This is a genomic window from Sulfitobacter aestuariivivens (genome assembly GCF_014763045.1).
In the GTDB taxonomy this organism is placed as follows: Bacteria; Pseudomonadota; Alphaproteobacteria; order Rhodobacterales; family Rhodobacteraceae; genus Sulfitobacter; species Sulfitobacter aestuariivivens.
Map to the genome: position 1 here is coordinate 608,351 of NZ_JACTAG010000001.1, position 13,500 is coordinate 621,850.

Below are 13,500 nucleotides of genomic sequence, written 5' to 3' on the forward strand. Positions count from 1 at the left end.
CGTTATAGAAGGAATTCCCATGCTGCGAAATGTCATTGCCCTGTTGTGCCTTTCCGGCGCGGCTTTAGCCGAAACACCAAAAGTGGCGACTGATATCGCGCCGGTACATGCGCTTGTCAGCGAAGTGATGGCAGGCATTGGCACGCCCGATCTTGTGGTGCCCGCGACCGCCTCTCCGCATCACCACGCCATGCGCCCGTCCGAGGCGCGGATGCTGTCAGAGGCTGACATCGTGATCTGGATGGGGCCGGGGCTGACACCGTGGCTGGAAGAACCGATCACGTCGCTGGCCTCGGATGCGCGGGACATAAGGCTGCAGGATCTGCCCGGAACCCTTGCATTGGCCATTCGCGAGGGTGCGTTTTTTGACAGTCACGACCACGGGCATGATCACGGGCAGGACAAAGACCATGCGCACGAAGAGGAGGGTCACGCCGAGCATGCCGATGAAGGCCACGATCACGAAGGTCACGAACACGAAGAACACGACCACAAGGCGGAAGACCACGCAGACCATGCCCACGAGGAAGACGGGCATCACGACCATGCCGCCAGTGGTGGGATCGATCCGCATCAGTGGCTGGATGCAAGCAATGCCATTTTTTGGATGACGCAAATCGCTGTCGCGTTGGGTCAGCAGGACCCCGACAATGCAGAGCGCTATCTGGCAAATGCCCAAGCCGCCGGTGAAAGCCTGTCGGCGGTGGACGCACAAATCGAGGCACAATTGGCCCCGGTAAGGGATGCGCCGTTCCTGATCCTGCATGACGGTCTGCAGTATTTCGAAGCCCGTTATGGTCTTGCGGCGCAGGGTGCGGTCAGTGACAGCGAAGATGATGCGCCCGGTCCGGCCCGTGTCGCGGACTTGCGCGCTGCATTGCAGGAAAGCGACGTTCACTGCGCTCTTGTTGAGCCGCAGTCAGACCTGCGACTGCTGGAAACGGTGATTGAAGGGCTTGATATAAAGATTGTCGAGATTGATTTGATCGGGGCGCATACTGTTGGTGTGCCAAAGGGTTACGAACATCTTTTAACAGAGCTTTCGAATAACATCGCGCACTGTCTTTCGCGCTAAATAGAGCGGGGCCGTGCGTATTGCACGGCCCCGGTTGAGAATGGGCATCTCTGTTTCCGGGTCAGACCGCAATCTTGCCGCCGCCCTTTTTCGTGACCACCAGAACGGAGGGACGCGGCGGCATGGCGTCATCGAAATCGGGCCAGCGGGTCGCGGGATCTTCGAAGGTCGAGTTGCGCTCGAACCCAGCGAAATTCTTGGTGCCGTCGGTACCGGGGTGCTGGACCGCCAGGAAAAGCGTTTCGTTGTTGTCGGTGAAGTAGGGCCCGCAAAGCTCTCCTCCCACCGGGCAGCGGAAGAACAGCTTGGACGTGCCGCGCGCATCACCTTCTGTTTCAAGCGCATAAAGCCCGTCAGACTTGCCGGTCTTGCCCCAATTGGATCCCTGGTCTGTGGAAATCCAAAGCCGCCCGTCAGCGTCGATCGCGCAATTGTCCGGTGAGGCAAACCAGCCGTTTTCAGACGTGTCAGGATTCCAGGCCGCGCCGACCGCCGCGATATTCGGATCGCCGCATTTCACCAGGATCGACCATGTGCCGCTGGTTGCTGCGTGATTACCACCATCTTCCTTGATTTCGATGATGTGGCCAAAACTGCTGTCTGCACGCGGATTGGCGGCGTTGGGTTCTTTACGGCGGGTGTTGTTGGTCAGCATGATATAGGCTGTGCCGTCGCCACGCGGTTCCGCGTCTTCAGGACGGTCCATCGGAGTGGCGCCCAACAGATCCGCCGCGAGGCGGGTATCGATCATCACGTCGCCCTGATCCGCAAAACCATTTTCAGGTGTCAGCGGCCCCTGACCATGCACCAGCGGCAACCACGCGATTGTCCCGTCTGCATCAAAGCGCGCGACGTAAAGCGTTCCGTTCACAAGCAGGTCACTATTCGCGGAATTGTCTTCCGAAACAATGCCATCCGAGACGTATTTGTACTGATAGTCGAACCTGTTGTCGTCACCCATGTAAACCACCAGCCTGCCGTCGGACGCGATGGTCGTCTCGGCCCCTTCGTGCCGGAACCTGCCAAGTGCGGTGTGTTTCACGGGGGTTGAGGTAGGGTCTTTGGGGTCGACCTCGACCACCCAACCCCATTTGTTAGGCATGTTGGGTTCGCGGTCGACGTTCCAGCGGTCATAGAATTTACCCCAGGCATACCAGCGGCCCGGGACGCCGTAGCGGCGGTAGGAGCGCGCCTCGTCGCTGAGTTCGTCGATCACTGGTTTGCCGTCAGCATCGACATTGTCAGACCAGAAATAACCGTGAAAGTTTTCTTCGGCCATCAACCATGTGCCCCAGGGGGTCATGCCACCGGCGCAATTGTTGACAGTGCCAATGACGGTCATGCCGTCGGGATCGTCGTTTGTTTTCAGGCGGTCGTGACCGGCGGCGGGACCGCTGAAAGTCATTTTCGTATCAAACGGTTGGATGCGCCGGTTCATCTGACCATTCCGGATCACCGCCCATTGGCCATCGACGCCTCTGGCAATTTCAACCACTGTCCCGCCGTGGGCTGCCATTTCGATATCGACGAGTTCCTGCGTCATCCCTTCGAACCCGGCGCGATCCTGCCGGCCAAGGCCGGGGAACATGACCTCTTCGTTGGTGTATTCGTGGTTCACACAGAGCAACCCTCGCGTGCTGTCTGCGTTCAACGGGACAAAGCCGACATAGTCGTTGTTATAGCCAAACTGTTTGAGCTGTGCGGCAGTGGTCTGGTTCATCACGTCAAAGTCCGGGGCATCGGCCAGCACCGGATCCCCCCAGCGGATCAGGACCTGCGCGTCATACCCATCAGCGATGTGGTGGGTGGTGTCATTGCCCCAGGGCAGTTCGTCAAATTTGTAGCGGCTTGGCGTCTGCCCATCTGCCGCGGCGGGTTGAGGCGCGATCATCGCCGCCGTGCCAAAGAGCGCCGTCGTGGCCGAGACGCCCAGCATTCCGCGCAGCACGTCACGGCGGCCATACCGTGCGTTGATCACATCGCCGATCGTGCGGCCAAGGTTCGGATTTGTCGGAATGTCGTCAAAGGCTTCATAGGCCTCAGCCTTGTTGCCGATGGCAGGATCAAAGATGATGCGGTCACGTGTCATGGTCTGTCCTTGATGAATAACAATGGGTGGCACTGAAGTGCACTGATTCTGTCACAGTGGTATGACAGGTCACCCCCATAATCCGCATCGGCGACTGGCTGCCGATGCGGCTTGTGACCAGCCAAGTCAGTCGGAAGGAGCGCAGAAAAGGCCATGGACCGTCTCGAGCATTTTGCGCGGGCGATCACCGGACAAGGAGTAGTAAACCGTCTTGCCCTGGCGCCGCGTGGACACCAGACCTTCGCGGCGCAGACGTGACAATTGCTGGCTGACGGCTGCTTGTCGGGCTGCAAGAAGGTCCTCAAGCTCTGACACGGATTTTTCGCCATCAACCAGGTAACACAGGATCATCAGCCGCCCCTCATGGCTGATGGCCTTGAGGAAATTGGCCGCTTCCAGCGCCTTTGACCGCATCTCGCCCATGTCGGATGGGGGGGTGATTGGCGTGCTCTCAGGATCGCGACCCATGCGGAGGTCCTTGGAAAAAACTTTGCGTTCTGCTGGCGGGCAGACCGTGAAAAAATGCCGGAAACCCGGCGGTGACAGCCTGATACTGTTGCAGGCAGCCGGGCAGAAAATGGGCTGCCGGGCGATTGTGGTGTTGGCAATGGTCACTTGCCTAATGTGATCGGTTGGCTTTTTCAAGCGTCGGGGTGGGGAGTGTTCAGGATCAACGCGCGGGCTGTCGCGCCAAACCGGCACGCAGATCTGGTGTGATGCTTCTTTCCCGAAACCCGCAATCGGCCCACTGACCCCCCTTGAAGCCCCCAAGGGGGACCACTAATCTCTGAGTAATGGTTCGCTGGTATTCTCCGGCGAACGCACATTGAGGCAGGCCTAATGAACGATCCCATCGACACCTATATGAATACGCTTGTCCCCATGGTGGTGGAACAAACCAGCCGTGGCGAACGCGCCTACGACATCTTTTCCCGCCTGCTGAAAGAGCGGATCATCTTTCTGTCCGGTCCGGTGCATGACGGCATGTCATCGCTGATTGTGGCACAGCTTTTGCACCTTGAGGCGGAAAACCCGTCCAAAGAAATATCCATGTATATCAATAGCCCAGGCGGCGTTGTTACATCAGGATTGTCGATCTATGACACCATGCAGTACATCCGTCCCAAGGTGTCTACGCTGGTGATCGGTCAGGCGGCATCGATGGGCTCGCTGTTGCTGACCGCGGGTGAGGCCGGTATGCGCTTTTCGCTGCCCAACAGCCGCGTGATGGTGCACCAGCCGTCGGGCGGATATCAGGGACAGGCGACCGATATCATGATCCACGCGCAGGAAACCCAGAAACTCAAGACGCGCCTCAATGAAATTTACGTCAAGCACACCGGGCAAACCCTCAAGAAAGTTGAAGAAGCGTTGGAGCGGGACAACTTCATGTCGCCTGACGAGGCCAAGGAATGGGGTCTGATTGACGAGATCGTGGAAAGCCGCGGCAAAGAAGACGACCCTGACGCCGAAAAGGGCAAATAAGCATCCGTCCCCGCGCGATCTGACTGATCGCTGATTTTGCGATTGTGGCTGCGGGGGCTCTGTCCTAGAATTGCGCGTGAACCTGCTGTGACGCAGCACGCGGCACGAAACACACGAAGACCTGAAAGGGTTGAGATGTCTAATAAATCAGGCGGCGATGGCAAGAACACCCTCTATTGCAGCTTCTGCGGCAAAAGCCAGCATGAGGTGCGCAAGCTGATTGCGGGGCCGACGGTCTTCATCTGTGATGAATGCGTTGAGCTGTGCATGGATATTATCCGTGAGGAAACAAAGGCTTCGGGCCTCAAGGCTACAGACGGCGTGCCAACGCCCAAGGATATCTGCGAGGTGCTGGACGATTATGTGATCGGGCAGGCCACGGCAAAACGCGTTTTGTCGGTTGCCGTGCACAACCACTATAAGCGCCTTAACCACGCCCAGAAGGGCGGGGATATCGAACTGGCCAAATCCAACATCCTGCTGATCGGACCCACCGGGTGCGGCAAGACATTGCTGGCGCAGACTTTGGCGCGGATCCTGGATGTGCCCTTTACCATGGCGGATGCAACGACGTTGACCGAAGCCGGGTACGTGGGCGAGGACGTTGAGAACATCATTCTCAAGCTTTTGCAGGCCTCGGAATACAATGTTGAACGCGCTCAACGCGGGATCGTCTATATTGACGAGGTCGACAAGATCACGCGCAAGTCTGAAAACCCGTCAATCACCCGCGATGTATCGGGCGAGGGGGTGCAGCAGGCGCTTTTGAAGCTGATGGAAGGGACGGTTGCATCTGTTCCGCCACAGGGGGGGCGCAAGCATCCGCAGCAGGAATTCCTGCAGGTTGATACGACCAACATCCTGTTTATCTGTGGTGGTGCCTTTGCGGGCCTCGACAAGATCATCGCGGCACGCGGCAAGGGTTCTGCGATGGGCTTTGGCGCGGATGTGCGCGGCAATGACGAGCGCGGCGTGGGCGAGATTTTCACCGATCTTGAACCAGAGGATCTGCTGCGCTTTGGCCTGATCCCGGAGTTTGTCGGACGTCTGCCAGTGCTGGCAACGCTTGAAGATCTGGATGAGGATGCGCTGGTCACGATCCTGACCCAGCCCAAGAACGCATTGGTCAAGCAGTACCAGCGCCTGTTCGAGTTGGAGGATACCGCGCTCAGCTTTACAGACGATGCGCTGGCGGCCATTGCCAAACGGGCCATTGAACGCAAGACGGGTGCGCGCGGTCTGCGGTCCATCCTTGAAGACATCTTGCTGGACACGATGTTTGACCTGCCTGGCATGGACAGCGTGACCGAGGTTGTGGTCAACGAAGAGGCGGTCGTTTCGGATGCCGCACCGTTGATGATTCACGCGGAAGCAGAAAAAGAGCCGGCATCCGCTGGATAAGCGATGTCTGTGTGATGGGTTTTTGACGGGGCGCGCCATGGGTGCGCCCTGATCACGTTCAGGGAGGCGCAAAAGATGAAACGGATACATTCAGGTGGTGAATTCGAGCCCAAGATTGGCTATTGCCGTGCAGTGGTGGCCGGGGACTGGGTGCATGTCGCGGGCACCTGCGGCAAAGGCGACACAACAGTCGCGCAATGTGCGGACGCCCTTCGCATCATTGGTGCAGCGTTGGAAGAAGTCGGCGCGTCGTTTGCGGACGTGGTGCGCGTGACCTACATGCTGCCGGACCGTTCGGAGTTTGAGGCCTGCTGGCCATTGCTGCGCGAAGCATTTGCAGATCACCCACCGGTCGCCACCATGATTGAATGCGGGTTGATCACCCCTGAAGACCTGATCGAGATTGAAGTGACGGCCTATAAGCCGTCCTAGGCGACTTCCTCGAACTTGTCGCCAAGGCGGGACTGCACGTCGGATGGGTCAAGCGGATCCCACGTTGTCTTCGACGCCCCGATAAATCCGGCCGCGATCAAATCCTGTTGCAGGGCGGGCATGTCCAGTTCCCCTTTCCAAAGCCGCGGTTTGGCAGCCCCGAGGGGTTTCCATGACCGGGTGAGTTGGGACAGCGTGACCGGGGTAATCCCGGCAAACGACTGCAAATGCTGCTCCAGATTGCGGGTGGCCCCTGACGGGCGCCTGACGATAATTGCCACATGCTGTGTCGGTCGCGCGACCATTGCCAGCAGGTGCAGCGCCGATCCTTCGGCGGCGATGATATGCTTTGCCGCCTTGTAGGTGGCGATCTGGTTGGTCAGGCTGTGGTTCTGGGGGTGATAGATCGCATAACCCTGCGCGCTAAGATGGGCCTCCAATTCAGTCTCGCCGATCAGATTGCCCCGACCAGCAGGCAAACCGCTGCGGCTGATGTAAAGCTTTTCGGGCCCGTCGGGAGCAATATCCGTTGCGAAATCTGCAGTGATCGCGGCGCGAAAGGCATCCGTTCCGGCAATCATTTTGCCCAAACCAAATCCCTGTCCGGGCACAATCAACCGCTCGACTTTGGTGGGCTCGGCAATGCATTCCACGGGCATATCGGGCGCGAGCAGTGAGATAAACTCTTTTTGAAATTCATGTACTTCCGTGCCGTTCCTCGGGCGTTTTGGCACGAACAATACGCCGTCGATCTGATCTTGCAGGGTGTTGAGGGCCCAAAGCCTTGAGGTGCTTTCAACAAGAAAATGACCAAAATGCATCCATAACACACCGCCCCATAGCCACGTGCCTTCTCGCGTGGCGGTTGCGTTCGCGGGTGGGTCCGGGGCAATGGTCAGGGCACGCCCGTTGCGCCACAGCGCCCCGGCGGCGTGGTACTTGCCGTCCGCGCGCAGTACGCCCGCGGGTTGCACAAATTTCTGTTCTGTCGGGGGAACAATAAGGGCGTTCTCCAGTGTGCTTGTTTCAACCGCCCAACCCGCATCTGGCTGCGGCGGCTGAACTTCGGCATCAAAGGTGCAGGTCCAGACGTGGCGGGTGCAATGTGCGGGCACCTTTGCAAACCCGGCGCGCTCAAGGATGGCTTTGCAGGTGCGCATGCCGTCCTTGCCATAGGCCTCTGGGTGGAATTCGATGACGATGGCGCGAATACCGTCAAGGTTGGCATGGCGCAGAAAGTCGAGCTCACCGCCTTCGATATCCATCAACAGGACCGTTGGCGCAAAGCCTTCGCGCACGTCCTCATAGGCGGCTGTTGGTACCTCAACCCGGGTCGTTGCGCGTTTATCGCTGTCGATAAGCGATGAGCCAAGGTAGGAATTCCGAATGTGGAACGGCAGGTATTCGGGCGCGTCCGGCGCGCTGATCAACACCTCGTTGCGAACCTCGATAATATGCTGAAGATCGTTCAGCGCATAAAGCGCGTTGATGTGCTGGATGAGGCCAGGATTAGCTTCGAATGATAACACCTTCGCAGGGCGCGCCTTTTTCGCGGCGATAGCCCCTACCAGGCCGATACCTGCGCCCAACTCAAGTACATGATCACCGGGCCGGATCACATCGAGCGCACCAGCGATTTCCTGCCCTTCATAGCGCGCCGCATTGATCCGCGCGGCACGTTCCGGCGTGATCATCGGACTGTCGGGTACTTTGACACCGTGGCATTCTGCGGCCACGCGTGACGCGTTTTCCATCTGCTTCGCCTCTGCTTTTCATCACATTACAGCGTTGCAGGTTAACAGGCCACGTCGACGCGCCTGCCACGTTCAACTCAGTTCAGGCTCGGAGTCTTTGGTGCAACACTGGACGCGGTTTGCGCGCTAGTGCATAAGGCGGGTAACCGAGAGCGGAGGCCGATCATGGGCATTCTCAACACCATTTTTCGCGGACTGACCTGGTGGGAGGGACAGACCCTGAACACGCAGCTGTTCACATGGCGCCGCGGCAACAAGGTGGGCGAGGATGATCAGGGCAACATTTATTACCGCAACGCCGACGACAGCCGCCGCTGGGTGATCTACAACGGCGATATGGAAGCCAGCCGGGTGAGCCCCGATTGGCATGGCTGGCTGCACCGAACGTGGGATGAAACGCCTACGGACAAGCCTTTGGTCAAGAAGGATTGGGAGAAACCCCATCTTGAGAACCTGACCGGGACACCGCTGGCGTATGCGCCTGCCGGGTCAATTCGACGACGCGATCCGGCGGATCGGTCGGACTACGAGGCCTGGACGCCCGAGTAACATTCGCCCGCGCGATGAAAGATCAACTGTGATGTGGAAGTATCTGATACCGCTTGTTTTTGTGGGGTGCGCAGCAAGTGCGCAGCAGGTTGTGAGCGCCGCTGGCGGGGTGCTGAGGGCGCTCGACAAGACCTCGGGCCAGACCACCGATATCGAGATTCCAGCCGGATCGGTTGCGCAGTTGGGTCCTCTTGAGATTGTGCTGAATGACTGCCGCTATCCCGAAGGAAACCCATCGGGAAATGCCTATGCTGCGCTTGAGATCTCTGAAACGGGGCGGGCCGGGACTATTTTTTCGGGGTGGATGATCGCGTCCGCGCCAGCGCTATCCGCGATGGAACATCCGCGCTACGACGTCTGGGTGATGCGCTGCACGACCTCCTGAAGTGTGGCGTCAGGCGGGCGGGTAAACTGTGCCTGTCGCGCCGTGGCTGTCTCAAGTCGTGCGTGATAAGTGGCGCGGCTGATTTCCTGAGCCCCCAGTGACGCCAGATGGTCGGTCAGAAACTGCGTATCGAACAGTGTAAACCCGGCGCAGTTCAGTCGGTCAACGAGTGCGGCAAGCGCCATCTTTGATGCGTTGGTGCGACGCGAGAACATGCTTTCACCGAAAAAGGCTGCTCCAAGCGTCACGCCATAAACGCCGCCCACCAGCGCGTCTCCGTCCCAGATCTCCACGGAATGTGCGTGACCTTTGTCATGCAGGTCTTTGTAAAGACTTGCGATTTCATCGTTGATCCAGGTGTCTATGCGGTCTGCGCACGCGGTCACCACGCCCACAAAGTCGCGGTCGATGCTGGCGGTGAAGGAGGTTTTGCGCATCGCCTTTGCGGTCGAGCGGGACAGGTGGAAGCCGTCTAGCGGCATGACGCCACGGCGGCGCGGATCGACCCAGAAGACCTCCGGGTCGTGGCGATGTTCGGCCATCGGGAAAATACCGATGGAATAGCCATGCAGCAGCAGTTCCGGCGTCAGCTCAGCCATCACCCAGGTTTGTTTCCAGCCAGTGTTCCAGCCAGTGAATGTTGTAATCACCGGTCTGAATGGCCTCTTCGGCGAGCAGCGCATGGAAGAGCGGCACCGTGGTGTCGATACCATCGATGATCAATTCGCCCAAGGCGCGCCCCAGACGCGCAAGCGCTTCGGGACGGTCGCGGCCATGGACGATCAGTTTGCCAATCAGGCTGTCGTAGTAGGGCGGGATCGAATAGCCATCATAAAGGGCTGAGTCCATGCGCACACCAAGGCCACCCGGCGCGTGATACTGGCTGATACGGCCCGGCGAGGGCCGGAAGTTCGGCAGTTTCTCGGCATTCAGGCGAACTTCAATCGCGTGGCCGTTGATCTTGAGATCTTCCTGTGTGAATTCCATTGGCAGGCCTGCTGCCACGCGGATCTGTTCGCGCACGAGGTCAACTCCGAAAATCCCTTCGGTAACAGGATGTTCCACCTGCAACCTTGTGTTCATTTCAATGAAGTAGAACTCGCCTTTTTCATAAAGGAACTCGATCGTGCCCGCGCCAATGTAGTTGATGTCGGCCATGGCATCGGCGCAGGTCTTGCCAATGCGCGCGCGCTCTTCTTCGCTGATCGCGGGGCCGGGGGCTTCTTCAAAGACCTTCTGGTGGCGGCGTTGCAGCGAACAGTCGCGTTCGCCCAGATGCACGGCGCGACCTTTGCCATCGCCAAAGACCTGAATTTCGATGTGGCGCGGGGTCGTCAGGTATTTTTCGATGTAGACTTCATCATTGCCAAAGTTTGACTTGCCTTCGGCGCGCGCGGTCATAAAGGCGCGCTCCATTTCTGCGGCGGAATTCGCGACCTTCATGCCTTTGCCGCCGCCGCCTGCAGTGGCTTTGATGATGACGGGATAGCCCATCTCTTCGCCCAAAGCTTTAGCCTCTTCCAGCGATGCCACTCCGCCTTCGGATCCGGGCACGCACGGCACGCCGAGCTTTTTCATGGTGTCCTTGGCGGTGATCTTGTCGCCCATGACGCGGATGTGTTCGGCCGTGGGGCCGATAAAGGTCAGGTCGTGATCCTGGATCACCTGCACGAAGTTGGCGTTTTCGGAGAGGAACCCGTATCCGGGGTGGATCGCCTCGGCCCCGGTGATTTCACAGGCGGCGATGATGGCAGGGATCGACAGGTAGGACTGGGTGGAGGAGGGCGGGCCGATGCACACGCTTTCATCAGCCATGCGCACATGCATCGCATCGCTGTCTGCGGTGGAATGCACCGCGACCGATTGGATGCCCATCTCGCGCGCCGCACGGATCACGCGCAACGCAATCTCGCCCCGGTTCGCAACAAGGATTTTGTTGAACATTATCCGCGCCTTATTCGATGATCACAAGCGGGGCGCCAAACTCCACCGCGTCGCCGTCGCCCACCAGGATACGCTTGATCGTGCCTGCGCGCGGCGCGGGGATGTGGTTCATCGTTTTCATCGCCTCGACGATCAGCAGCGTGTCGCCTTCGGCGATCTTGGCCCCAACCGAGATAAAGGCGGGCGAGCCCGGTTCAGCCTGCATGTAGACCGTGCCCACCATGGGCGAGGTAACGGCACCTGGGTGATCTGCCGGGTCATCGCCGGCGGCCTCTGTGGCGGGGACGGCGGCCGCGGCGGGGGCCGCAGACGGTGCGGCGGCGGGTGCCGGGGCGGCCATTTGGGCTGCGGGCATGTGGCCCATGATCTGCTGTGGAGGTTTGCGGCTGACGCGGACATTCAGGCTGTCGTCTTCGGCGTAGTCGCGCTTGACCTGCAATTCTGTCAGGTCGTTTTCATTCAGCAATTCCGCCAGCGCCTTGATAAAGGCGACGTCTGCGTCGTGGGTATTTTTTGTCATTTAGTCCTCGACCGTTCGGGGGCAGACGGTTCGTTGCCGTCTTGGTGCTCTGCTTGGTTATAGGACAACGGCGATTACATGGAAAGCCGCCAGTTGCCCGGGGGTTAAAGGCTTGGCATGGTGGTCAAAAGGGGACGCTGTATGAACCTAGCGACATGGCTTGCGCGTCGGGCGGCGCTGTCACCGGAAGCGCCGGCGCTTTTTGAGGGAACCGAGCAGGTTGCCGACTATGCGGCCTTTGCGGATCAGGCGGCACGCGTGGCGGGGTGGCTGACCGCGCAGGCAGTGCAGCCGGGGGACCGGGTGGCGATCTTTATGGGCAATTGCCCCGACTATCTGGTTGTTTTCTATGGCGTTTGGATGGCCGGGGCGGTCGTCGTGCCGATCAACGCCAAACTGCACGGGCGTGAGGCGGTGTTCATTCTGGAAAATGCGGAAGTGGCATGCGTCTTTGCGTCCGCGTCGCTGGCAAGTGCTTTGGTGGATGCCGGGTTCAAGGGGGCGGTTGTCGAGGCGCCGGGCGCGGAGCTGGAGGCTATCAAGGCCTTTACATCGTTGGAAAATATGGTTCATCGGCGGGACGACGATCTGGCGTGGTTGTTTTATACATCGGGTACCACGGGCAAGCCCAAGGGGGTGATGATCACCCATGGTATGCTGAGGGCTATGGCGCTGTGTTACGAGGCGGATGTGGAGCCTGTCCGGGCACAGGATGCGGCCCTTTATGCAGCCCCGATGAGCCACGGCGCGGGGATCTACAACCTGATGCACGTGCGGGCGGGCGCGCGCCATGTGTGCCCCGCGTCCGGTGGGTTTGATGCGGCGGAAATAGCAGAGCTTTCAACGTATTACGGCGCGGTGCACATGTTTGCGGCCCCCACAATGGTCAAACGGATGACTCAGTTCGCCAAGGCGGTGGGCTGGGCCGGAGAGGGGCTGCGCACGATCGTTTATGCGGGCGGGCCGATGTATAACGCCGATATCATCGAGGCGGTCGACACCTTCGGGGATGTCTTTGCGCAGATCTATGGGCAGGGCGAATGCCCGATGGGGATAACCGTGATGCCGCATGCCGTCGTCAGTGACCGTGCCCATCCGCGCTGGAGCGAAAGGCTGGCCTCAGTCGGGGTGGCGCAGGCGGCGGTTGAGGTGCGGATCGGGGGCGCAGATGGGCACCCATTGCCCGTTGGGGCGCATGGCGAAATTATGGTTCGGGGTCAGACGGTTATGCCCGGTTATTGGCGCAATCCACAGGCGACGGAGAAGACAATTCAGGACGGTTGGCTGATGACCGGAGACATGGGCTGGATGGACGCGGAAGGCTTTGTGACCCTGCAGGATCGCAGCAAGGACATGATCATCTCGGGCGGCTCAAACGTCTATCCGCGCGAGGTGGAAGAGGTGCTGATGCAGCATCCGCAGGTGGTTGAAGCCTCTGTTGTGGGGCGGCCCCATCCTGAGTGGGGGGAGGAGGTTGTCGCCTTTATTGTGGGCGACGCGGCGGAGGGTGACCTTGATGCGCTTTGTCTGGAAAACATCGCGCGGTTCAAGCGGCCAAAGGGCTATGTGCGGCTGGAGGAGTTGCCGAAAAATAACTACGGGAAGGTCCTGAAGACCGCGTTGCGCGAGATGTTGTAGCGCGCGCGGTGACCACAGCGTTGCGCAGTTGCGAATCGTAGGCGTGGCCCCTGATTAACAAGGGTTTCGGGGCGCAAAATCACGTCGGTATCTTGTCGGTATAGCGTCGGTATCCCGTCGGTTCAGCAGGGGTATTGAGGCCGGTTAACATGGCGTGCGGCGCAGAAGGGTTGCCAGCCGGTTAACGCCGAAGGTGCGCGCCGGGGGTCGTGGTTCTGGCTTGGCTGA

General features: G+C 59.4%; 13 protein-coding genes. 7 read left to right on the forward strand and 6 right to left on the reverse strand.

Features of this window, described 5'->3' with window-relative positions:
- Positions 1-19: 19 nt before the first annotated feature.
- On the forward strand, positions 20-1,075 hold the full coding sequence (locus H9Q16_RS02995) for a zinc ABC transporter substrate-binding protein (protein ID WP_191073876.1): 1,056 nt from the start codon (positions 20-22) through the stop codon (positions 1,073-1,075).
- 61 nt (positions 1,076-1,136) lie between these two features.
- Here H9Q16_RS02995 and H9Q16_RS03000 read toward each other — a convergent pair whose 3' ends face one another.
- The gene (locus tag H9Q16_RS03000; RefSeq protein ID WP_191073877.1) at positions 1,137-3,164 is read right to left on the reverse strand and encodes a PhoX family protein; all 2,028 of its coding nucleotides are present in this window, start codon (positions 3,162-3,164) and stop codon (positions 1,137-1,139) included.
- A gap of 126 nt (positions 3,165-3,290) precedes the next feature.
- Positions 3,291-3,587: an ArsR/SmtB family transcription factor gene (locus H9Q16_RS03005; RefSeq protein WP_191075141.1), complete on the reverse strand. Its 297-nt coding sequence runs from the start codon at positions 3,585-3,587 to the stop codon at positions 3,291-3,293.
- Positions 3,588-4,004: 417 nt separating this feature from the next.
- Between H9Q16_RS03005 and H9Q16_RS03010 the strand changes: the two genes are divergently transcribed.
- The 3 genes from H9Q16_RS03010 to H9Q16_RS03020 all read left to right on the forward strand — a co-directional run bounded on the left by H9Q16_RS03010 (position 4,005) and on the right by H9Q16_RS03020 (position 6,482).
- Positions 4,005-4,649, forward strand: coding sequence for an ATP-dependent Clp protease proteolytic subunit (locus H9Q16_RS03010; protein ID WP_191073878.1), 645 nt, complete (start codon positions 4,005-4,007; stop codon positions 4,647-4,649).
- Between the two features lie 135 nt (positions 4,650-4,784).
- The gene (gene clpX / locus H9Q16_RS03015) at positions 4,785-6,050 is read left to right on the forward strand and encodes an ATP-dependent Clp protease ATP-binding subunit ClpX (protein WP_191073879.1); all 1,266 of its coding nucleotides are present in this window, start codon (positions 4,785-4,787) and stop codon (positions 6,048-6,050) included.
- A gap of 75 nt (positions 6,051-6,125) precedes the next feature.
- Positions 6,126-6,482, forward strand: a complete 357-nt coding sequence (locus tag H9Q16_RS03020) for a RidA family protein (protein ID WP_191073880.1) — start codon at positions 6,126-6,128, stop codon at positions 6,480-6,482.
- Here the strand turns inward: H9Q16_RS03020 and H9Q16_RS03025 are convergent.
- Positions 6,479-8,236, reverse strand: a complete 1,758-nt coding sequence (locus tag H9Q16_RS03025; protein WP_191073881.1) for an FkbM family methyltransferase — start codon at positions 8,234-8,236, stop codon at positions 6,479-6,481. The two genes, H9Q16_RS03020 and H9Q16_RS03025, sit on opposite strands and share 4 nt — an antisense overlap.
- Positions 8,237-8,401: 165 nt before the next feature.
- Here H9Q16_RS03025 and H9Q16_RS03030 point away from each other — a divergent pair, with 165 nt between their 5' ends.
- Positions 8,402-8,785, forward strand: a complete 384-nt coding sequence (locus tag H9Q16_RS03030; protein WP_191073882.1) for an NADH:ubiquinone oxidoreductase subunit NDUFA12 — start codon at positions 8,402-8,404, stop codon at positions 8,783-8,785.
- 31 nt (positions 8,786-8,816) lie between these two features.
- Positions 8,817-9,170, forward strand: a complete 354-nt coding sequence (locus H9Q16_RS03035) for a DUF2155 domain-containing protein (RefSeq protein WP_191073883.1) — start codon at positions 8,817-8,819, stop codon at positions 9,168-9,170.
- Here the strand turns inward: H9Q16_RS03035 and aat are convergent.
- Genes aat through accB form a run of 3 tightly spaced genes read right to left on the reverse strand, consistent with a single transcriptional unit; the run spans position 9,134 to position 11,634 of the window.
- Entirely contained in the window at positions 9,134-9,769 is a 636-nt protein-coding gene (gene aat, locus H9Q16_RS03040) for a leucyl/phenylalanyl-tRNA--protein transferase (protein ID WP_191073884.1), read from the reverse strand. The genes H9Q16_RS03035 and aat overlap by 37 nt on opposite strands.
- Positions 9,762-11,114, reverse strand: a complete 1,353-nt coding sequence (gene accC / locus H9Q16_RS03045; RefSeq protein ID WP_191073885.1) for an acetyl-CoA carboxylase biotin carboxylase subunit — start codon at positions 11,112-11,114, stop codon at positions 9,762-9,764. Before accC ends, aat begins: the two co-directional genes overlap by 8 nt.
- Before the next feature lie 10 nt (positions 11,115-11,124).
- Positions 11,125-11,634, reverse strand: coding sequence for an acetyl-CoA carboxylase biotin carboxyl carrier protein (gene accB / locus H9Q16_RS03050; protein WP_191073886.1), 510 nt, complete (start codon positions 11,632-11,634; stop codon positions 11,125-11,127).
- Between the two features lie 141 nt (positions 11,635-11,775).
- On the opposite strand from accB, the gene H9Q16_RS03055 reads away from it, so the two are divergent.
- The gene (locus tag H9Q16_RS03055; RefSeq protein ID WP_191073887.1) at positions 11,776-13,272 is read left to right on the forward strand and encodes a class I adenylate-forming enzyme family protein; all 1,497 of its coding nucleotides are present in this window, start codon (positions 11,776-11,778) and stop codon (positions 13,270-13,272) included.
- Positions 13,273-13,500: the final 228 nt, after the last annotated feature.

Excerpts from the sequence above, each read along its gene's own strand:
- H9Q16_RS03055 (WP_191073887.1), top strand. The coding sequence starts at position 11,776 with ATGAACCTAGCGACATGGCTTGCGCGTCGGGCGGCGCTGTCACCGGAA.
- H9Q16_RS03020 (WP_191073880.1), top strand. The coding sequence starts at position 6,126 with ATGAAACGGATACATTCAGGTGGTGAATTCGAGCCCAAGATTGGCTAT.
- H9Q16_RS03000 (WP_191073877.1), bottom strand. The coding sequence starts at position 3,164 with ATGACACGTGACCGCATCATCTTTGATCCTGCCATCGGCAACAAGGCT.
- clpX (WP_191073879.1), top strand. The coding sequence starts at position 4,785 with ATGTCTAATAAATCAGGCGGCGATGGCAAGAACACCCTCTATTGCAGC.
- H9Q16_RS03035 (WP_191073883.1), top strand. The coding sequence starts at position 8,817 with ATGTGGAAGTATCTGATACCGCTTGTTTTTGTGGGGTGCGCAGCAAGT.
- H9Q16_RS02995 (WP_191073876.1), top strand. The coding sequence starts at position 20 with ATGCTGCGAAATGTCATTGCCCTGTTGTGCCTTTCCGGCGCGGCTTTA.
- accC (WP_191073885.1), bottom strand. The coding sequence starts at position 11,114 with ATGTTCAACAAAATCCTTGTTGCGAACCGGGGCGAGATTGCGTTGCGC.
- H9Q16_RS03030 (WP_191073882.1), top strand. The coding sequence starts at position 8,402 with ATGGGCATTCTCAACACCATTTTTCGCGGACTGACCTGGTGGGAGGGA.
- H9Q16_RS03025 (WP_191073881.1), bottom strand. The coding sequence starts at position 8,236 with ATGGAAAACGCGTCACGCGTGGCCGCAGAATGCCACGGTGTCAAAGTA.
- H9Q16_RS03010 (WP_191073878.1), top strand. The coding sequence starts at position 4,005 with ATGAACGATCCCATCGACACCTATATGAATACGCTTGTCCCCATGGTG.
- aat (WP_191073884.1), bottom strand. The coding sequence starts at position 9,769 with ATGGCTGAGCTGACGCCGGAACTGCTGCTGCATGGCTATTCCATCGGT.
- H9Q16_RS03005 (WP_191075141.1), bottom strand. The coding sequence starts at position 3,587 with ATGGGCGAGATGCGGTCAAAGGCGCTGGAAGCGGCCAATTTCCTCAAG.
- accB (WP_191073886.1), bottom strand. The coding sequence starts at position 11,634 with ATGACAAAAAATACCCACGACGCAGACGTCGCCTTTATCAAGGCGCTG.